This window comes from Streptococcus mitis (assembly GCF_002096845.1).
Taxonomy (GTDB): domain Bacteria; phylum Bacillota; class Bacilli; order Lactobacillales; family Streptococcaceae; genus Streptococcus; species Streptococcus mitis_A.
Window position 1 is genome coordinate 25349 of sequence record NZ_NCVK01000012.1, and the last position, 21233, is coordinate 46581.

Below are 21233 nucleotides of genomic sequence, written 5' to 3' on the forward strand. Positions count from 1 at the left end.
CCCATACGTAAGACGGACCAGCTATTATTAAAGAAAAAATAAGACATAGACTGATAGATTCCACACTAAATGTAGCCCCATACTGCCCCATAAGTCAGATTTATAGCGTACAAGCCCTAAAAACATCCCAAGTGAAACATACAAACACCAAGCTAGAATGGTTCCTGGATGATGAGCTAAAGCGAACAAAACACTTGTCAACGCAATTCTGATATCTAATTTTTTGACCAAGTTCCATAAAATTTCTCGATACAAAAATTCTTCAACCATACTCGCATTGATTAAGAACAATAAAAATGAAAACCAAGGAACCTGATGTTGAAGGCCAATTAAGTTTGCTTGATTCGTGCTTCCTTGAGCATGGATTAGGCTAAAACATAGACTTATAATCAGTAGGCTAATGAATCCAATACCAAACCACTTTATCCTAATTTTCATATTGACCTTGACCACTTGTTTTCGTTGATCATACATCCATAAAAAAGAAATGAGCGACCCACAATAGAGAATCTCTAGTATAGTTAACTCACCGATACAAAGCAATTTCAGTAAGTAAAGGGATACCAATAGGACATTTACTTGTTGGAATATATAAACTGGAATTATTCTTTTCATAGTTACCTCCGAAATAAATCTTCATAATCTAAATCTAATACCTGCACAATCCTTTCTACCCATGGACTTTGAGGCATTCGTTGTTCCATCTTGTAGTGGCGAATCTTTTGATACAAACGATTCAATTCACTTGGATAGTGAAATTCTCCCGCAAACATTTTTCTGGTTAACTCAATCCAGCTGATATTTCTTTCAGCCAAAATAATGGACAAGTTCTCCCAAAATCGTTCAGCCATATTGCTTCTCCTTTAACTAGATAAATAATGTGTTTGTTCCATGTAAATCAATTGTTTCGTGTCTCTAGGCAATAGAGCTCTAGCCTCTTCAAAATTCAAATTTGGATAAACTCGCTTATTTGAAACTGCAAGAGGAAGTCTGATGGTTAGTTCAGGATTTTTTAATATCATTTCAATGAAATCCGTTAGTCTTAAATTGTCACGGTTCTTAAATCGTAATAAATTAGGAGATAAAAACTCAAAACAATCTGAAGAATAGCTCATCATCTCAATTAATTTATCCCTTGTCATTTCAGAAATCGAATGACAGGATACCTCAATGCCATAGTTTTGGAAGAATTCTAAAAGAAGTTGATTTCTATGGTTATTTTTACTTAGATAGAGATCAATCATGTGAGACCTCCCAAAGATTCGGTTCCATTTGATATTCTGAGACGATTAAGGAATCTAATAAATTGGAGAAGTTAATTGATTTCTTGTCTTCATCATAAGCTTTTACAGTTACTTGGGTTGTAAGTATTCCCTCTTTTCCCTCGGCTCGATAGCCTTGCCCATATAAAACAAAAACAAGATTATGATTATCATCTATAAAGGCATCAGCTCCGTTCTTTATATCCTGACTTTCAAGGAATTCCATAATGTTTTGAAGATAGGATTCGTAAAATAGGGGGTAATTGTGTTTTTTATGGTAATAATCTAAAAATGTCACCTCAAACTCACATGGATAATTGGGCATCAAAAATATTTGTTCATCCAACTGCATCATTTCTGCATCATGTAATTCTGTTTCTAATTCATCACAATATAGTATTGACTCTTTATTTAGCGCTTTCATCTTTTTCCTCTATTTCTTTTAATTTTTTTGCGATTGCGGCAATCACAGGAACAGTTACACTATTACCAGCTTGTTTATAGAGCTGACTATTACTAGAGACTTTTCTAGCAGCTTCAAAAGCCCAATCAGGAAAGCCCTGCAGTCGAAAACACTCTTTAGGAGTGATTCGTCGTATTCTCAAACGGTAAAATTGTCCATCTATTAAAACACCAGCTACATGGTAAACTTGTTTATCTTCTCCTTCATAGCTAGCCACTACTACTCCCATTTGACCACTAGTTGTTAATGTATTCGCTATACCTTTTCCAACTCTACCACGACGATACTGAGAACTTGGTCTTTCTAAATTGATTGAATCTCCAATCTCTGCTTGAGCATACCCTTTTTTAGTTGCTTCCCGGACTTTTAGAAATTGGATTGGTTCTGGAATCAGTATTTTGGGAATTTTATCTCCTCCTTGCATCGTAGTCAGTGTTGGAGATAAGCCCTCGCTTCCATAGACTCGACCTGTCTCCTTAAAGCTAGTCGGTAAATCTCCAACAACGACAATACCATGACGATCCTGAGTATTTAAAGTAAACATCGGCTCTTGGTTTTCCTTAAAGCGTCTCCCATTTTGTCTCTTGTCTAATCTGTCTGGTGTCATACAAGGAATCGCAACCTTGAATCCTTCTCCTTTTCCACGAACTAAGGTTGGTGCAAGACCTTCTGAATAATAGACTTTACCGCTCATTCCACTTTTTGATGGATTCAAATTCCCTAGTGTTTTTAAAGTCTCAGAGTTAGTTGTTTGACCTTCTCGTCTGAAAGGAAATAAGAGTCTGGTACCTCTCTTTCTAGAATGTCCGATAATAAACACCCTCTCTCTGTTTTGGGGAACGCCAAAATCCTTACTGTTAAGCAACTGCCACTCAACATCAAACCCCAACTCATCAAGCGTGGTAAGGATTGTGGTGAACGTCCGTCCCTTATCGTGATTGAGTAGGCCTTTAACATTTTCAAGAAAAAGAAAACGTGGTTGGATTTGTTTGGCCGCCCGACCAATTTCAAAGAATAAAGTGCCTCTAGTATCTTCAAATCCCAATCGTCTTCCTGCGATTGAAAATGCTTGACAAGGGAATCCCCCACAGATGACATCGACTTTCCCTCTAAGTTTTTTAAATTCGTCATCTGAAACATCTCGTATGTCATGAAATTCTATTTCTCCTTCTGTTTGAAAAATGGACTTATAAGATTTCCTAGCAAATTTATCAATCTCACAAAATCCAATACACTCATGTCCGACACTTTCCATTCCAAGTCGAAAGCCACCGATACCTGAAAATAAATCAATAAACCTCATTTCTTGATCACCCCTTCCTGATCGACTATCAATGTCCAAACTGTCACTCCACTTGAAATTAAAATAAGAATGACTAATACCCACTCGATTAGCGACATTTAACCACCTCCTTTTCTAACACGATTATTCCAAACGGAATACAAGCCATTAAACACAAATTCAGCAAGTACTTCTGCTCGTCTCACAAAGCGAACATTGTCAAGAGCATACTGATAGATTCTCTCAAAATCAGTCATAGCAATTTCACTGGCTGTTTCAGAAAAACCCTCTCGTCTAAATTGATCTTGTACCAATCCCCAAATATAATCTCGATCATATTTTGTGACCTTTTCTACTTTTCTTCTCAAGATAGGTTGAGTATTCCTCTCCTCCTCATCCTCAATAAATAAAGAATCAGTCTCACTATGTTTAGTCTCACTAACTTCAGTCTCACTAGGGGCTGAATGTGAGACGGGGGCCGTTTCATTTTCAGCCTGCCCTAGTCCTTTTTTAACACTAGGCCTGTGTGAACTAGATACTGGGGTAGAAGATAATTCCCCTAAATAAATCTTATTAGCTAGTCTTCCTTTCTCACTCGAAGACTGTTGGACTTCATCAATTAAGTCATATTCTTTAAGAATTTTTTTGATGGACAGTAATTTTGACTTCGAACAACCTAACAGCCTCATCAATTTAGAATTAGAAAATACTAAATAAACCGCGCCTTCTTCATCTATCCAACCACGACTGAGAGATAATTCTAAACGATCTTTTAAAATAGAATAAGCCACCTTTACTTCTAGTTTCATATCCATATATTTCTCATCCTCAAAAAGAATTTTAGGTAATTTATAATACCGTTCTGAAGTTTGATATTGATTTGCGGTAATTCGTTTCATAGCGCTCCTCCAAGTTCTTTGAGTATTAAATCTCCACTTGATTCCAATCGAACCAAGCCACTTTTTTCTAATTCTGCCATAAGAGTGATGGCTTCAACAATGTCAATTCCCATTTCACGTACTAAAAATGAAATGACAATATATCGTGATGATTGTAATTCTTTTGTCATTTTCCCTCCTGAAAATAAAAAAAGGAGAACAATATTCAACTGTTCTCCACGATAAAATTGTTAAAAAGAAAAACCCTGCCAAATTAATTTTTGGTAGGGTTTTTGGTAGGAAACTAAATTAATTTATCAGTTTCTAAAATGTGTTCACGATTCTAAAAGGCTGATACTATAGTATTCCGAATTCTAATTGGTATATGCCTCTTATTTAAGAGTAACTGAAGCTCCAGCTTCTTCCAATTTAGCTTTGATTTCTTCAGCTTCTGCAGTTGCAACGCCTTCTTTAACAAGTGCTGGTGCACCGTCAACAAGTTCTTTAGCTTCTTTAAGTCCAAGACCTGTGATTTCACGTACAACTTTGATAACGCCAACTTTTTTGTCGCCTGCAGATGTCAATTCAACGTCGAATGAATCTTTAGCAGCACCAGCGTCAGCAGCACCAGCTGCAGCAACAGCTACAGGAGCAGCTGCAGTTACACCAAATTCTTCTTCGATAGCTTTTACAAGGTCGTTCAATTCAAGGATTGAAGCTTCTTTAATTTCAGCAATAATGTTTTCAATGTTCAATGCCATTGTTATTTCCTCCAAATATGTTTTAAATTTATAATAGATTTTCGTAGCTAGGCTACGCTGCGTAGCTTAAGATTAAGCTGCGTCTTCTTTGTTGTCTGCAACCGCTTTGACTGCAAGAGCAACGTTGCGCACTGGCGCTTGAAGTACAGAAAGGAGCATAGAAAGAAGTCCTTCGCGGTTTGGAAGAGTTGCAAGAGCAAGAATCTCTTCTTTAGATGCGACAGCGCCTTCGATTGCACCACCTTTGATTTCAAGTGCTTCAGCGTTTTTAGAAAAGTCGTTCAAGATTTTCGCTGGTGCGATAACATCTTCGTTAGAAAATGCTACTGCAGATGGTCCAACAAATACAGATGCAAGATCTTCAAGACCAGCTTTTTCAGCTGCACGACGCAAGATTGAGTTTTTAATCACTTTATACTCAACTTCGCTTCCACGAAGCTCACGACGAAGAACTGTATCTTGCTCAACTGTCAAACCACGAGCGTCTACAACGACGATAGATGCAGCAGCTTTCATTTTTTCAGCTACTACGTCAACTAGTTCCGCTTTTTTAGCAATAATTGCTTCACTCATTAGTGTGTTCACCTCCGTTATTATTTTGCTTGGGGAATTTTTCCAAAAGAAAAACGCGCCCAAACCTAGACACGAAAGTACAATACGCTTCTTTTTACATGATACGTTTTGTCCTCGGTAGGATACTTATGAGTCGAGCTCCCCTACTGTCTTAGGCAGTTTTTTCAAACCGTATATAAGTATAGCATAGTCAAAAAAAGAATGCAAGATTTTTGCAAACTTTTTTTAAAATTTTTTCGTGATTTTTCTTTTAAAGTTCTACCGTCAAAACTTTGCCTTGCTTGACAACCTGTTGTCCGGAAATATAGACATCATCAACGTCACTGGATTTGACTGCATAAACGAGGTGAGACAGCATATTTTCCTGAGGTTGGAGATGAATTTTCCCTTGTGGTTGAATAACGAGAAAATCTGCCTGTTTACCTACTTCCAGACTTCCTATCTGATTTTCCATTCCTAGGACCTTAGACCCTTCGATTGTCAGTGCCTTGAGGACTGTTTCGATTGGAAACTGGCTGGCATCTCCACTTTTCATCTTCTGAAGAAGGGCTGCTGTCCTTCCTTCCTCAAACATATCAAGGTTGTTATTGGAAGCAACCGAATCTGTCGCAATTCCGACAACCACTCCTGATTTTTGCAGTTGGATGATGGGAGCAATCCCTGATGCCAGTTTGAGGTTACTGATAGGATTGTGGGCAATAGACACTTGAGAAGTTGCCAAGCGTTCAATTTCTTTCTCGTTTAATTCGACCCCGTGAGCAAAGACGGACGGATGATCTAAGTAACCCAGTTCTTCGAGAAAAGCAAGAGGACGTTTACCGTATCGTTTCAGGATAATGCCTGACTCCTCCTTGGTCTCCGCCACGTGGATATGGATAGGAATATTTAGTTCTTTTGCCATGTCTAAACTTTCTTCCAGCAAGTCTCTACTACAGCTGTAGGGAGAATGTGGGGCTACCATAACCTTGAAATTTGGATTTTCATTTTCTATGATTTCCTCGATAATGGCGCGTGTTCTGCTTATGGTCTCAGCAGTTGTCTCTGCCTCTGAAGAAAAAAGAGTCGGTGAGAAATAACAACGCATCTTGGAATCTTTCACTGCCTGATAAATCCGCTCAATATCCACACCATTGGGATTATACATATCATTAAAGGTTGTTGTTCCTGACTGGAGCATCTCTGTCAGAGCTTCTTTGACCGCCTTAGTAGTCATGTCGGGAGTAAATCCTGCTTCTGCAGGCCAGATATAGTCATTGAGCCATTCATGGAGATTGCTATCATCTCGAATCCCTCTCAAGCCTGTCATAGCAGAATGGGTGTGGCAATTGACCAAACCAGGCATAATCCAGGCTCCCTGATAGTCTATAATCTGCTCAGCTTGCTCTAAAATCTCTGACTTCTCTTGACCAACATAGACGATTTGAGAATCTTTAACAGATAAGATTCCATCTAGATAGACATGGAAATCTTTGTCACAAGTCACGATATTTACATGCTGATAGACTTTCATTATAGGCTCCTTTTCTAAAAGACAATTTAAAGTGAACAATTTTTCTAGCTATTGTAACAAAAAAGTCACCCGAAGGCAACTGTTTTATCTATAAGAGTTCGAAATTAGAATGGCTTATTCAGAGCTAAAAGCTGCAGCTTGCTGCATTTGATAATACTTGCCCTTCTTAGCCATGAGTTCCTGATGGTTCCCATACTCAACAATGTCGCCATCCACTAAGACTAGAATCATATCCGCATCCTGAATGGTTGACAAGCGGTGGGCAATGATAAAGCTTGTGCGCCCCTTCATGAGTTTGGTAAAGGCATCCTGAACCAGTACTTCTGTCCGTGTATCGATGGAAGAGGTTGCCTCGTCTAAGATAAGAATCTTTGGAATAGCCAGAAAGACTCGGGCAATGGTCAAGAGCTGAGCTTGACCAACAGAAAGAGATGCTCCCGCATTTTCCAACTTAGTATCATAGCCCTGCGGCAACTGTTGAATGAAAAAGTCTGCATTGGCTGCTTTTGCAGCAGCAATCACCTGCTCCCGACTAGCATCAGGGTTGCAAAAGGCAATATTGTCATGAATGGTTCCTTGCTTGAGCCAGGTTTCTTGGAGCACCATGCCAAACTGTTGTCTCAATGATGCCCGGGTATAGTCGTAAATGGAACGACCATCTAACATGATATCTCCTGAGTTAATGGGATAAAACCGCATGAGGAGATTGATAAGGGTTGATTTTCCAGCACCTGTCGGACCAACGATAGCCACCTTGCTACCAGCTGGAATATCAATAGATAAATCCTTAATCAAAATCTTTTCAGGATTGTAGCCAAAAGAGACATGTCTAAAAGAAATAGCTCCCTTAACTTGGTCACTGGTCAAGACTGCCTTACCTGTTTCAGCCACCTCAGGACTCTCTAAGACTCCATAAACACGCTCTGCACAAGCCAGAGCACTTTGCAACTCAGCCAAAACTGAAGAAATATCGTTAAAAGGCTTGGTGTACTGTTGAACATAGTTTAAAAAGGTCACTAAGCGCCCAATGGTCAAGGTAGAGCCTATCATGATACGATAAGCTCCCACTCCAGCTAGAAGGGCATAAATGAGTGCATTGACAAAGCGAGTCGAAGGATTAACCGTTGAAGAATAAAAGATAGCTGACTGCGAATAACCTGCATAGTTGTCATTGGCATCGTGCAGTCTTTGGATAAACTCTGTCTGAGCATTAAAAGACTGGATAATAGTCTGTTGGTTCAACGATTCTTCAATCAACTGAGTCTGAATCCCCCTTGTCTCTGTTTGCTTCTGAAAGAGATGATAGGAGCGTTTAGCAATAAAGCGTGAAATCACCATGGATAGTGGCGTCAACAGCAAGACTAAGAGAGTCATGAGGAGATGAATCTGAAGCATGGCTAGTATACTAACCAGAATCATCAAGATTCCAATGAAAAATTGGTTAAAAATCATGGTCAAGCCAGCTGCCAACTGTTCTATGTCCGTGGTTACACGACTGACCATTTCTCCACTGCCTTGCCGATCTACAAAAGCAATCGGTAAACGATGGACCTTCTGGATGATTCGCTCTCGCAAGTCTCTGGTATAAGAGAAGATTAGGCGATTATAGAGGAGAGAATTGATCCATTGAACTAAAGTGTTTCCTATAACCACCAAGATCATCTGAATGAAAATTTGCCAAAAAACTGGTGAAGAGTCAGCCACTAGAACCTGGTCAATGACCTGCCCAATCAAGATTGGCAAATAGATGGACAGAGCAACTTGAGCAATGGTTCCTAGAAAGGCTAGGAAAAGGAGGAAGGGATGGTTTGCTAAATCTTTGGCCAAACGTTTAAGCATCTGGTTTGCAGTTTGTCGTCTCATGCTAGTCCTCCTTTCCATGTTGGGATGCATTGATTTCGCGATAGACTTGACTGGATTTCATCAAGTCCTCGTGCTTGCCGATAGCTAGGAGCTCTCCTTTTTCTAAGAGGAGAATCTGGTCAGCCATCTGAAGTGTCGAAGTCCGTTGAGAAATCAAAATTAAGCTCGTATTTGGCAGATTTTCTCGAATAGCTTTCAAGAGTTTGGACTCAGTGATAGTGTCCAGTGCCGAGGTAGCATCATCTAGAATGAGAAACGGATCCTGGCGCAAGACTGCTCGTGCGATAGACAGCCTTTGTTTTTGACCTCCCGAGAAATTTCGCCCTCCTGCCTCAACTAGAGCATCCAAGAGTTCTTCCTTATCACTAACAAAATCCTTTGCTTGCGCAATTTCCAAGGCCTGCCAAAGTTCTTGGTCCGTTACTTCGTGATTGAAACCTAGAGTCAAGTTGGAACGAATGCTTCCCTTAAAGAGTTCGACTTTTTGGGGCACATAGGCAATCCAAGACCGCCACTGCTCCAAATTAAGAGGACTAGATCCATTTCGATAAAGGTCAATGCTCCCCTTGTCTGCTGGGTAAAGTCCAAGGATGACTTGCACTAAGCTTGATTTACCAGAACCTGTTCCCCCAATGATACCAAGGATTTGCCCTTGCTTCATATCAAAGGAAATGTCTCTCAGAGAAGGCTGGGCCGCATCAGGATAGGTAAAGGTCAGTTCTTGGACTTGTAAAACCTGATTACTGGTAGTTTGCTTTTGTTCTAACTCTGAATGAATATCTTCTGGAGCTTCGGCAAAGACTTCCTCGATTCGCTTGGCTGAGATATAGGACTGGTTGAGAGAATTTATCAGCATAGCTAGTTTGACCAATTCCACCAAGATCTGCAATAGATAATTGATAAGAGCAATCAAGGCACCTTGACTAAGCAAGCTTCCTTGAATTGAGATATAGCCCTGCCAGATGATGACGAGGAGAGTTCCATTAACAATCAGATAGGTCAGAGGGGGTAATAAACTAGACCAGAAACCTGTCTTTTCTTGTAATCTAGCATAGACTTGGTTAAGAGTTTGAAAAATCTGTAACTCTCGTTTTTCTTGTCCAAAAGCACGAATAACCCGCATTCCTTGTAATTGCTGACGTGTTTCCTGAACCAGTTGGTCCGTTTTCTTTCTGAGAACACTGTAGAGAGGATTAACCAGTCTAGACAGCCCTACAATAACAATAGTCAAAATGACAACCATGACCAAGAACCAGAAAGTCAGCTCAGCTGAGATGCGATAAGCCATAAAAATAGCCCCAAAAACGATAATAGGCGCTCGTAAAAAGAGACGCAGGAATTGATTGATCCCAGTCTGAATCTGATAGGTATCCGAAGTCAAGCGTGTCACCAAACTAGAAGTTGTCAGACGGTCTCTGCTGTCCTTGGACAAGGAAATAATATGGCGATAGAGATCACCTGTCAATTCTTTGGCAAATCCAACCGCAGCCTTAGCTGAGTAGAACTGAGCTATTAAGGCCACTACAACACCAATTACTGCAAAGATAAGGAGTAGACCAATCTGCATCCATAGATGACCTTGATCTCTCTGGGGCAAGGATTGGTCAACAATCCCAGCAATCACCATAGGAACTAAGAGCTCAAACACAGCTTCAAGTAGCTTGAACAAGGGTGCTAAAATCGATTCTCTGATGTAGGGTTTAAAGTAAGATAGTAAATGTTTCATAAATCCCTTTTATTCGTATTCTGGAAATAAAGAAAGTGGGAAGTGCCCACCCTCTCTGTTTTATTTATTTAAGTAAGGCAGTAGATAGCCATATCCTGCTTCTTCCATCTCATCCTTGGTCACAAAGCGCAGAGAGGCAGAGTTGACACAGTAACGGAGGCCACCTAACTCCCGAGGTCCATCTGTGAAAACATGACCCAAGTGAGCATTGCCTGACCGAGAACGAACTTCAATTCGCTCCATTCCATGGCTCAAGTCTTTGTAATAATGAATCAACTCCTTGGAAATCGGACGGCTAAAACTTGGCCAACCACAACCTGAAGCAAACTTATCCTTAGCAAAGAAGAGTGGCTCACCCGTCGTAATATCTACATAAATGCCCTCTTCAAAGGTTTGGTCATAGACATTACTAAACGGAGCCTCTGTAGCAGCTTCTTGGGTGACACGATAGGACTCTTCAGTTAAGCTTTCCTTCAACACCTCTTGACTAGGCTTTTCATAGTAAGAGGCATCAATCAATGGCTTCTCAGCATCCGTCACATCGATATGACAGTAACCCGAAGGATTCTTCTTAAGATAGTCTTGGTGGTAGTCTTCAGCCAAAATGTAGTGGCGCAGTTTCTCCACCTCTACTGCAATCTTTCGACCCAGCATGCGCTCCTGCTCCTGTACCACTGTGTAGATAGCTGGCAAATCTGCTTCATCTTGGTAATAAATCCCAGTACGATATTGGCGACCACGGTCATTCCCTTGTCGATTAATCAATAAAGGATCGATGACTCGGAAATAATAAAGTAAAATCTCTCTGAGTGACACTGTCTTCTCATCATAAATCACTTGAACCGTTTCTGCATGGTCTGTTTCCTTGAGTAGTTGGTAATTGGTCGTTTCGACTTGCCCATTAGCGTAGCCAACACTGGTTGCTAGCACTCCAGAAATTCGTGAAAAATACTCCTCTAGGCCCCAAAAACAACCACCTGCTAGATAAATTTCTGCCATCTTTATTTCTCCTTTATCAAGTTTTTATACTCAATGAAAATCAAAGAGCAAACTAGGAAGCTAGCCACAGGCTGTACTTGAGTACGGCAAGGCGAAGCTGACGTGGTTTGAATTTGATTTTCGAAGAGTATTAACTAGACTTCTTTTCAAAAAAAGGATAGGAAGCCCTCTGGTCGAGAGTTTCCCCATCCTATCTTCTATTCTTTATTTTGCTACGACACGGACACCTTGGGTATCAACTTTCAAATCATGTAGTTTGCCTTTGAAAGGTTGCTTTTCCAATTCTGCCTTAATCGTTGGCATCTTATCATGAGAAGCCAAGACCATCACTGTTGGTCCTGCACCAGAGAGATAGGTTGCATAGGCACCATTCTCTTTGGCTACTTGTTTAATCGTAGCAAATTCTCTTACCAAGTCCTGACGATAGCGCTCATGGAAGAGGTCTCCCTCGATTGCTTGCCCAGCTGTCACCATGTCTCCTGCCAACAAGGCTGCAACGGCCACATTGGCAATAGAACTAGCAGCAACAGCTTCCTTATAGGACAATTTTTTAGGCAAGACACCGCGGCTATCGCGAGTGCGTAATTCATAGTTAGGAATGTAAGCTAGAAAATCACACTCTGGGAAGTCAGCCACGATAGCTGAAACTTGTCCATCAACGGAACTTGCAATAACAAGATTACCATAAATGGCTGGAGCTACATTGTCTGGATGCCCTTCAATCTTGGTCGCCAACTGCAACTTTTCATGGTCAGATAAGTTGAGCTGGCCTAATTGGTTGGCTAGTTCAATCCCAGCAACAATAACCGAGCTAGAAGAACCCAAACCACGCGCCAAGGGAACATCACTGGTCATTTTCAAGCGTCTTGGTTGCAAATCTGGTACAATTTGTAGGGCAATTTTGAGCAAGAGATTACGCTCGTCATGAGGAATCCATTTGCCAATCTGGTGTTCAATCAACCACTCATCTCGTTCTTCGCAAACCTCAATTTGAAGATACTTGGTTACAGCTACACCAACCGAGTCAAAACCTGGCCCGATATTAGCACTGGTTGCAGGTACGATAATCTTCATCTTATTCTCCTAGCACCTTGAAGGTATTCAAGAGGTCAAATTCTGAAACCTTCTTCAATTCAGCTGAAACATTTTCAAGCTGGGCTTTATTAATCTTGTGTGTAATGATAACGACACGCGCCTTGTCACCCTCTTTTCCGTCTTGGAGGATTTGCTTGAAGGAAATATCTTGAGCATTGAAGATTTCAGCCAACTTCAAGACCTGACCTTTTGAGTCTGGTGCCAAGATTGAGAAGTAGTAGTTTGCTTTGACATCTTCTGGATTAGCCAAGACCAATTCACGGCTGTATTCGTTGAAATCTTTACCGATGGTTCCATCATTCAAACGACGAACGATACGGACAATATCCGCCACAACACTTGTTGCAGTTGGTTTTTGACCCGCACCTGGTCCATAGTACATAGACTCACCGATACCGATAGATTCTACAAAGACAGCGTTCATTACCCCATTCACACTAGCAAGTGGGTGCGCTTTAGGTAGGAAGGTTGGAGTTACTTCTGCAGCAATTCCTGAAGGAGTTTCCTCAATAGAACCAACCAATTTCACTACATAACCAAGTTCTTGAGCTACAGCTACGTCTTCTGGTGTGATGTTGCGAATTCCCTTGTGAGCTACATCGTCAAATGAAACTTTCATACCAAAGGCAAATTGGCTCAAAATAACCATCTTGTAGGCTGCATCAATCCCATCTACGTCATTTGTCGGATCACTTTCTGCAAAACCAAGTCTTTGAGCTTCCGCCAGAGCATCATCGTAAGACCATCCTTCTTCCACCATCTTGGTCATCATGAAGTTAGAAGTTCCGTTGACTACTCCAAGCACACGCGTGATTTTATCAGAAGCCAAGGAATTTGCTAGAGTGCGAAGAATTGGAATACCTCCCGCTACTGCTGCTTCGTAGTAAAGTGCTACCTTGTTAGCTTTAGCGATTTCTAGCAATTCTGCACCATGGACAGCCAAAAGATCCTTGTTGGCAGTAACAACGTGTTTCCCAGCTTCCAAGGCACGAGTGATAAAGGTCTTAGCAGGTTCGATACGTCCCATCAATTCCACTACGATCGTAATGTCTTGGTCTGATAAAATGTCATCCACATTGGTTACAAAGTTAAAGTCATTCCCTGCTGCAAGCAAGCGATTCTTTTCATCTTCATCTTTGACCAATACCTTGGCAACTTCAATCTCTGAATGTGCTGATTGATTGATTTTTTCTCCATTTTCCTTTAGGAGGAAAGGCACGCCACTTGCAACGGTACCAAATCCTAGTAAAGCAATTTTAACTGTCATGTTTGTCTCCTCGAAATTTTCTAATATAGCCATTATAACAGAATTTTGTGAAAATTCCTATTATAGTAAATCACTATTTCAGTCTAGAAAAGAAAAAAACGAATCAAATGATTCGCTCTTCCTAAAATCTAGAAATAATTTTCCAGAAATGATTATCCAATCTTTTGCAGATTAAGTACTGCATCGTGATTCATCAAGACTTGGCCATACTCTTGCAAGACTGAGCGACTGATGTCACTATCGTCCGCAAACTCGCGCATACGAGCCAACAGCCAAGCTGGATATGGACTTGGATGATTTTCAATATCCACTAAAATGGTCAAATAATAGCGCTCGTTCATTTTGTAGAGTTCAGAAGTTTCCATCTCAAAAGTCACTGTCTTAGCAAAAGCTACCAAGTCAGCTAACTTAGAAAAAGAAAGGATGTAGTAGATGTAAGGCTCTTTCTTGTTCTCAACTTCTTGTTCAGCTTGCTCCTGCTCTTCTTCCTTGGCTTCTACTTGCTCTAGAGATTGAATGGCTTCGATGTCATCCTTGGTTTTGTCTGCGATGCTTTTTTCTAAAGTTTTGATAAATTCATCTGGCGACATCTGAGCCAATTCTTCCATGTCTGGTAAATCCGATAAATCTTCAAAATCTAGATTTTGGTCAATCTTTGACTTGGTTACAAAGACATCAACCTTATCAGGTTTTGGAGTCACACGGAAGCTCAACATGCCTGTATCCAAAAAGCTCTCAGGCATCTCTAACTCATCTAAGATAGCATAAAAGAACTCTTCTGTTTTTTCTTGAGGAACAAGAAAGTCAGCAATCTCCATTCCTCGATCCATCAAATCCTCTAAAGACATCGTGATTTTCAAAGTTGTATCACTAATTTGTTTCATTTTCATTGCTAGTAACCTCATACTTTCAGTTCTATCTATTATACTAGATTTTTACGATTTTATCAAAAGAATGGAGCGAGAATGTGATATAATACTAGAGACCATTTTACAATACAAGAAAGAAAGTACAATGAAAAATATAAAAGTTAATGCACTGGCTAGCTTACTAGTCAATGTTCTCAATATCGTTTTTCCGCTGATAACCAATCCTTATCTGACTCGGATTCTCAGCAAATCCAACTACGGTTACTTCAATACTGCTAATACCTGGGCTAGCTTTGTCATTCCTTTAGCCGCCTTTGGAATCTATAACTACGGAATTCGAGCTATCAGTAAGGTCAAGGACGATAAAAATAAAATCAACTATGTTTTCTCTAAGTTATTCTATATATCCATTATTACATCTGTTCTAACAACAAGTATCTATTTCCTATTTATTTATCTAGATAATAGTATTGAAAATTTGAAAGAACTCTACTATATACTTGGTGTCCAGGCTCTCTTCCAATTCCTTTATATCGAGTGGATGAATGAAGCTTATGAAAATTATGCATTCATCTTATATAAAACATTGGTTATTCGTATTGCCATGTTGGTCGCTATCTTCACCTTTGTAAAAACTCCAAATGATATCGTACCTTATGCAATCATCATGAGTGCAACGACAATTCTCAACTATCTACTCAGTTTTCTCTGGATCAAGAGAGAAGTTTCCTTTGTTAAGATTGGTCTTGTCGAATTAGTCAAAGCATCTAAACCACTCTTGACCATGTTGCTTCTAGCTAATGCCAATATGCTCTACACCTTACTTGATAGAATGTTTATTACCAAAGGACCTGATGAAAACTACATTTCTTATTACACCATTGCTTCTAGCATCGTTATGTTGATTGCCAGTGTCCTGAGTGGAGCTATCAACGTTAGTATTCCACGTCTCGGCTACTATCTCGGTAAGAAAGACTACGAATCTTATAAAAATCTTCTAAACCAAGGAGCCGCCCTCTTTTATTTCCTTATCATTCCAACCAGTATTGGGATTATGGTATTAGGGAACTACGCTGCAGTCATCTATTCTTCTGAAAAATACCTTGAAGCTGGTATTGTGACTAGTGTCTTCGCTTTTCGGACTATCATTTGGGCCATTGAGTTAATCCTTGGTAAACAAATTATCTTCATCAACGACCACGAAAATCGTTTAACAGCCTTTTACTTTATTGGTGGCGGCGCTAATATCCTACTCAACAGTCTCTTATATTTCAATAATATTTTTGCACCAGAGTACTACATTGCTACTACTATTATTGCAGAAACTGTAGTTGTTCTACTGGAAATTTACTTTATCAAGAAACATCATCTGCTTGACTTAAAAGAAATCTTTACTACTTTAACACGCTATACTATTGTATCGCTCGGATTCATTCCGATCTATTTTGCGTTTAAATTCCTTTTCCAAATCAACTCTTATATAGTCAACCTCAATATGATACTCATGGTTCTCTCGACTGTTGCAACCTGTGGAATCTACTATCTCTTGATACTTTTTATCACAAAAGATAAAACATTCCATTATGCACTCAATCTTGCTCTTGCTAAGATTAAAAGAAATTAAAAAAATCACCTACCTATCTAAAACAAGGAATATCCAGTAAATAGGTAGGTTATTTATTTTATCGAATTATCAAATCAAAGCAACTTGCTCATAAATTAATCAATCCAGTAATTTTTATCAGTTCCTGGATTTTGATTTTCAATAGGTGGAGGAGTCATATAGTCTTTACCAAACTCGTAAACCAAAATCTCATGGAATTTTCTAGGAACCTTCACAAGAATATTCTCATATGGCATTTCAATTGTATCATATAGCCACTCTTTCTTAATTCCACTTGGATAGTAAGAGTCATAGGTAGTACATGCAAGATCTGTAGCCTGCCCAACATCATATTGCAAAGCTAACTTCTCCAATTTTTCATTCCATTTCTGTGGAGAAGTCAGTCTAAAAATTGTAGATGCAAAATAACGTGGTAAATTTTTGACACCTCCATTATCTATTTTGACTCCTTTAAAATTCAGAGACGAAAGTCGAATAAATTGTTTATAAAGCCTCATCTTTTTTCTATCACGTTCATCTGTAACAACCCCATCGTATGGGAAAATATCAACACAAGTACCTAGAACAACCGACTTATCTAAAAGATTAGCATCTCTTCTTGTCCTCACATCATAAACTCTCATATATGTATAAGGGTAGCCTTTTGTTTCTCTATATGAAATTAATCTGTAGTAGGGATGTTTTTCATTTTTTAATATCTCATAGAGCTTTTCAAATTCATCTCGAGCCAAAGAAATATCGGTATCATCATCCCAAGGAATAAAACCTTTATGGCGTACAGCTCCTAGCAAGGTTCCAAAATCAATAAAATACTTGATTTCATGCTCCTCACACAATTCATGCAAATAGTTTAAAATATCTAATTCAATTTGTTTAATTTCTTCAAGAGTCAAAATTTTCTCTGACATCTATTATTCACTCCTAATCTTTTTACATTGAGTCAATGGTTCTTCATTTCAATAACATCATTGAGATACCTTAATAATTTTCCACAATTGAAAATCATGATGAGAGAACCTTAGCTCAACTGGTGGTAGTTGCATGTAGTCTCCGTAGTCCGAGGTCAGAATTTCATGATAGTTTTTTGGAATCATAAATTCCTTACCTTCGAATACACCCGTAATAGTTTGATTCAACCATTCCCGCTTCCAGACTGGTTTATTCATATCTTTATAAATAAGATAGTCAACCAACTCGTAATCATCTACTTTTCTAGATTTAGCAAGATCATCAATGCCTCTAATATACTTATTCGTATTTGTGAAATAGAAGATAATGACTGATATATAGCGAATTAAAGAATTTAATAGGCTTTTAGTATTGGTAATTCCTTTAAATGTATAACAGCTTAATTGACGTTTTTTTATAAGTCTCGTCATTTTATCTTTAAAAACTGAGTCATCATCGTAACCATCTACAGGGAAAATATCTACATAAATCCCCATATTGGAATCAATTCGAACATCTTCTTCTAGTAAATAAGTTTGATTATCCTGCACTTTCATGAAGGGATAGACATAGTTGAGATTATTTTTATAAGACATCACTTCGTAACGTTCATCAGGGTTAGCGATAAGATAGTCTTGCAACTTTTCATAATCTTCTCGTAACATACAGATATCCATGTCATCATCCCAAGGAATAAAACCTTTATGACGAACCGCACCGATAAGACTGCCATAAGCTAGGAAATATTTAACACCAATTTTCTGACAAGTTTCATGAATGTATTCCATGATTCCTAGTTCCATCTGTTGAATCTCTCTAATATCAGTTACTTCCTGATAACGAATACCTTCATCACGTTTGCAAACAACTAATCCATAACCAATAATCAACCAAAAAATAATATTGATAAAGTTAGTTGAGTACATAATCTGACTTTCAAATAATTGACCGAACAAGATGCCAAAGAAAAGAATCATAATCAACTTTTCAGAGTTCTTTTTGGAAACAATCAAATAAGTCAAAAAGCGCTTAATTACATATCCTAGTAGAAGCAGAAAGGATACTAAACCTAAAATACCAGAACTAACAAATATCGTTACCAAAATGTTATGGAAATTTCCACCAATAAGAGAATTTTGAATCTCAAATTTACTGAAATATTTTGTGTAATAATCTGGAACATTCCTTACACCATAACCAAAAATTGGTTTTGCACTTCCCATTTTTATAGCATTTTTCCAAATATAAGTTCTACCACTAGGTGTTGTTTCTATTAGATGAAGTTCGCCTGTTTTTTTTATAACTGAAGAATCTGTTTCTGCATAAGATTGTCCTTTATTTAAGTCTAATACAGTCGCTTTCCCCGAGGATATGTAAATAGAGGTTACATAACTCAATCCGATGTTAGTAGCAGAAACAAGTAAAGCAGAAACAATAAAGATTAGAAATCGCTTAGCTAACTTGCCCCTGTTAATAAAGAAACTATAAAACCCAATCATTAACACTAAAGATAATAAAGCACCCCTACTTTGCATGGTTGCAAAGTAAACTAATTGAATCACATTATTCAGTTTTAGATAAACAGAGTATTTATTTCCTTTATGAATCAAATACATAGCCAAAACAATGCTAATATATGAAAAAATTGCACTAGCATTGGGATTAACAATTCCCCACAAACGCCCATTCATAACACCATAGTAATAAGATTGCTGGCCAATTTTAAATAGGATAAGTACTTTACTTACTAATAATGTAAATGCAAAAATAGCAGAAGAAAAAGAAATAATTTGAATAGTGTAAGAAATCCAATCAAATAATTTCTTTAATTGACCTGATTCTAACATGGTAAATAATAAAATATAGGTTACCATAAAGAGAATCTCAATCACATTTCCAATCAAATGTCCAGAGCGATTAAAAATAGCAGATAACAGATGACTTCCTGCTAATAGACCAAATAAGGACAGAAATTTACGATCTACTGTGATTTTTTTCCACTTAAACAATAAGGTATAGCAAATATAAAGCACTACAATCGCTGACAATCCTTTATAAAGGGGATTTGCTATCTTATAAACCAGTGAACTCATACTTAAAATCGAAATGAAAACAAAGAGATATGCAATCCATAGTTTTGATTTTTCAAAGTATTCATCCATTTTTGAAAAATTCATTTTCAACTCCTTCTCATAATATTAGTTTCTTAATCCAACAATTTTTTTATATATCCATGGAGAAAAGACAAGTGACAGGACAGCTATCTTACGAAATGTGGTGAAATAAGTATCCTTCCATATTTCGTGTCGATGCTGAATAATCCAAGTCCTTAGTTCGACTTTCTCCTTTTGATACTGCTCAGATGAAGTAAATATGATTTTATCGTAGACTGTGATATATGACCAACATTCTCTATTTTTTAATTCATATTTTAAATTAGGAAATACTTGTGATACTTGAGCAATAATGTTCTTATAAACTTTTATCGTATCAAATACATACCGATTAACAGATGTTGTCGCACTTCCCTCACGATGATCATAATAATAAATTGGTTTGTCAATAAATACGCTACTGCATCTTGTCTTTAGTAGCAATTCAGTTAAAAATAAGGCATCTTCAGCTAGATGGTAGTCTGTATTAAATTTCTCATCTACCAGCAGGTCTCTCTTAAATAGTTTTGCGACTGGAAAGAATGATGTCTTAGTGGTCATCAGTAATTCTTTCATGGTTTCTTCTGTTGACCAAAGTTCTTTTCTACCAGAATACGGGGGGAAGGCTGTCTCTATTCCATTTTTGATATGATGTAGAGGAGCAATCACAAAACCTACATTTTCTCCCTCAACTGCACTAGCTAAAGTAGCTAGGTAATCCTTGGTGACGAAATCATCGCTATCAACAAAAGTTATCCAAGCACCCGTCGCTAGCTGAATTCCAACATTTCTGGCATTAGAAACACCAGCATTTTCGATATGGTAAACCTTGATATTTTCATACTGATGTGCTAACTGATCACAGATTTGTCCACTGGAATCAGTAGATCCATCATTTATTAGGATTAGTTCAAAATTAGTATAAGTCTGATGAAGAATTGACTCCACACATCGCTTCAGGTAGGCTTCTACATTGTAGACTGGAACGATAACGCTAATTTTTTCACCCATCATGCTCCATATTCTCCCTTGTATTCTGTATAAGACTTATCCATATCAGCGATGACAGCATCATGATGCGGTACTTGCTTGTCTGCTGGTGGAGGAGTCATATAATCGCCAAAAGCAGTGCTGAGATAAGCATCATAGCCAACTGGAATAGGCATCTCTGTTCCTTCAAATGGCAAGAAAAGATTATCCTCAAAAGATTCGATTAGGTACTTGTTTCTCATGTAGCCAGGACCTGAGCATAATTCTGTGATTCCATCGCTCTCAGCTAGACTGTACTTGGTCATTTCTTTCTCAGCTTTTTTCCAAATGCGATAACGGAGAGATTTTGGAGTCACACCCAGTAAAATACGGCTTCCCCATTTCATAAGTGCACCATGCTTTTCTGGAATAGTTTGGGCACAAAAAAGAGAATAAATCAGCGCCCAACGAACCTGTTTTTTCCGCTCAGCTGGATTTTTCGGATAATAATCCAAAGGCAAAACATCCAAGGCCAGACCATGTGGTAAATTCAAATCCTGCTGATAAGGCTTGATACAGGTGGTTTCCTTGTCACGAATGGTAATAAAAAGATTACGATCAACAAAATCCTTGTTACTCTTTGACAAGAAATAACGTTCATCTGCATAACGAGGCCATATTTCTGCTAATTTCTCATAATCCTTACGAGGCATAAAAAAGTCTAGGTCGTCATCCCAAGGAATGAAACCCTTGTTTCGAAGGGCACCAATAGCACCTCCTCCACAGAGATAACAAAGTAAATCATGTTCCTTGCAAAAGGCCACAAAATATTCAGCCATCTCCAGACTACGAGCCTGAATTGCTTTTAAATCAGTCATATTGTTCATTATTCTTTCTATCGTATCGTTTCATTATACCACAAATAGGGGGTGAAAATCTATTGAAGACTGTAAAAAATCAAAGCCTGACTGCTAGATAAATAGCCTTCAAG

The 21233-nt window shown here is 38.5% G+C and carries 21 protein-coding genes and 1 other annotated feature; of the genes, 1 reads left to right on the top strand and 20 read right to left on the bottom strand.

What is annotated here, in order from left to right:
* Positions 1–27 precede the first annotated feature (27 nt).
* The 16 genes from B7695_RS03895 to mecA form a co-directional block, all read right to left on the bottom strand.
* Entirely contained in the window at positions 28–615 is a 588-nt protein-coding gene (locus tag B7695_RS03895; protein WP_084889820.1) for a CPBP family intramembrane glutamic endopeptidase, read from the bottom strand.
* Positions 616–617: 2 nt separating this feature from the next.
* The gene (locus B7695_RS03900) at positions 618–851 is read right to left on the bottom strand and encodes a hypothetical protein (protein ID WP_000840776.1); all 234 of its coding nucleotides are present in this window, start codon (positions 849–851) and stop codon (positions 618–620) included.
* 12 nt (positions 852–863) lie between these two features.
* A complete protein-coding gene (locus B7695_RS03905) occupies positions 864–1244 on the bottom strand; it encodes a thioredoxin domain-containing protein (RefSeq protein WP_084889822.1) in 381 nt (126 codons plus the stop codon).
* Positions 1237–1686 carry a hypothetical protein gene (locus B7695_RS03910; protein ID WP_000645900.1) on the bottom strand — a complete coding sequence of 150 codons (450 nt, stop codon included), beginning with the start codon at positions 1684–1686 and terminating at the stop codon, positions 1237–1239. Before B7695_RS03910 ends, B7695_RS03905 begins: the two co-directional genes overlap by 8 nt.
* Positions 1670–3028 (bottom strand): DNA (cytosine-5-)-methyltransferase, encoded by a 1359-nt coding sequence (gene dcm / locus B7695_RS03915; RefSeq protein WP_084889824.1) that lies wholly within the window; start codon positions 3026–3028, stop codon positions 1670–1672. Before dcm ends, B7695_RS03910 begins: the two co-directional genes overlap by 17 nt.
* A 98-nt stretch (positions 3029–3126) precedes the next feature.
* Positions 3127–3906 carry a replication initiator protein A gene (locus tag B7695_RS03920; protein WP_084889825.1) on the bottom strand — a complete coding sequence of 260 codons (780 nt, stop codon included), beginning with the start codon at positions 3904–3906 and terminating at the stop codon, positions 3127–3129.
* Complete coding sequence (locus B7695_RS03925) at positions 3903–4076, bottom strand: hypothetical protein (RefSeq protein ID WP_080982957.1); 174 nt, start codon at positions 4074–4076, stop codon at positions 3903–3905. Before B7695_RS03925 ends, B7695_RS03920 begins: the two co-directional genes overlap by 4 nt.
* Positions 4077–4277: 201 nt before the next feature.
* Positions 4278–4646 (bottom strand): 50S ribosomal protein L7/L12, encoded by a 369-nt coding sequence (rplL, locus tag B7695_RS03930; protein WP_001196965.1) that lies wholly within the window; start codon positions 4644–4646, stop codon positions 4278–4280.
* Between the two features lie 72 nt (positions 4647–4718).
* Positions 4719–5219, bottom strand: a complete 501-nt coding sequence (rplJ, locus tag B7695_RS03935) for a 50S ribosomal protein L10 (RefSeq protein ID WP_001287277.1) — start codon at positions 5217–5219, stop codon at positions 4719–4721.
* A gap of 38 nt (positions 5220–5257) precedes the next feature.
* Positions 5258–5393: a sequence feature (ribosomal protein L10 leader region), on the bottom strand.
* A gap of 76 nt (positions 5394–5469) precedes the next feature.
* Positions 5470–6729, bottom strand: a complete 1260-nt coding sequence (locus B7695_RS03945) for a TRZ/ATZ family protein (protein ID WP_084889827.1) — start codon at positions 6727–6729, stop codon at positions 5470–5472.
* Positions 6730–6843: 114 nt separating this feature from the next.
* Positions 6844–8592 carry an ABC transporter ATP-binding protein gene (locus tag B7695_RS03950; protein ID WP_084889829.1) on the bottom strand — a complete coding sequence of 583 codons (1749 nt, stop codon included), beginning with the start codon at positions 8590–8592 and terminating at the stop codon, positions 6844–6846.
* Position 8593: 1 nt separating this feature from the next.
* Positions 8594–10318: an ABC transporter ATP-binding protein gene (locus tag B7695_RS03955; RefSeq protein WP_084889831.1), complete on the bottom strand. Its 1725-nt coding sequence runs from the start codon at positions 10316–10318 to the stop codon at positions 8594–8596.
* 60 nt (positions 10319–10378) lie between these two features.
* A complete protein-coding gene (gene msrB / locus B7695_RS03960; RefSeq protein WP_084889833.1) occupies positions 10379–11317 on the bottom strand; it encodes a peptide-methionine (R)-S-oxide reductase MsrB in 939 nt (312 codons plus the stop codon).
* 204 nt (positions 11318–11521) lie between these two features.
* Positions 11522–12391 (bottom strand): homoserine kinase, encoded by an 870-nt coding sequence (gene thrB / locus B7695_RS03970; protein WP_084889835.1) that lies wholly within the window; start codon positions 12389–12391, stop codon positions 11522–11524.
* Between the two features lies 1 nt (position 12392).
* On the bottom strand, positions 12393–13679 hold the full coding sequence (locus B7695_RS03975; RefSeq protein ID WP_084889837.1) for a homoserine dehydrogenase: 1287 nt from the start codon (positions 13677–13679) through the stop codon (positions 12393–12395).
* A 152-nt stretch (positions 13680–13831) separates the two neighbouring features.
* Positions 13832–14569 carry an adaptor protein MecA gene (gene mecA, locus B7695_RS03980; RefSeq protein WP_084889839.1) on the bottom strand — a complete coding sequence of 246 codons (738 nt, stop codon included), beginning with the start codon at positions 14567–14569 and terminating at the stop codon, positions 13832–13834.
* Positions 14570–14693: 124 nt separating this feature from the next.
* Here mecA and B7695_RS03985 point away from each other — a divergent pair, with 124 nt between their 5' ends.
* On the top strand, positions 14694–16172 hold the full coding sequence (locus tag B7695_RS03985; RefSeq protein WP_084889841.1) for an oligosaccharide flippase family protein: 1479 nt from the start codon (positions 14694–14696) through the stop codon (positions 16170–16172).
* 95 nt (positions 16173–16267) lie between these two features.
* Here B7695_RS03985 and B7695_RS03990 read toward each other — a convergent pair whose 3' ends face one another.
* From B7695_RS03990 to B7695_RS04005, 4 genes are read right to left on the bottom strand one after another with little or no spacing between them, the layout of a single operon-like run.
* On the bottom strand, positions 16268–17080 hold the full coding sequence (locus tag B7695_RS03990) for a LicD family protein (RefSeq protein ID WP_084889843.1): 813 nt from the start codon (positions 17078–17080) through the stop codon (positions 16268–16270).
* 57 nt (positions 17081–17137) lie between these two features.
* The gene (locus B7695_RS03995; RefSeq protein WP_084889845.1) at positions 17138–19297 is read right to left on the bottom strand and encodes a LicD family protein; all 2160 of its coding nucleotides are present in this window, start codon (positions 19295–19297) and stop codon (positions 17138–17140) included.
* 21 nt (positions 19298–19318) lie between these two features.
* Positions 19319–20287: a glycosyltransferase family 2 protein gene (locus tag B7695_RS04000; protein ID WP_084889846.1), complete on the bottom strand. Its 969-nt coding sequence runs from the start codon at positions 20285–20287 to the stop codon at positions 19319–19321.
* Entirely contained in the window at positions 20284–21129 is an 846-nt protein-coding gene (locus B7695_RS04005) for a LicD family protein (protein ID WP_084889848.1), read from the bottom strand. The genes B7695_RS04000 and B7695_RS04005 overlap by 4 nt, the downstream gene beginning before the upstream one ends.
* Between the last annotated feature and the right edge of the window lie 104 nt (positions 21130–21233).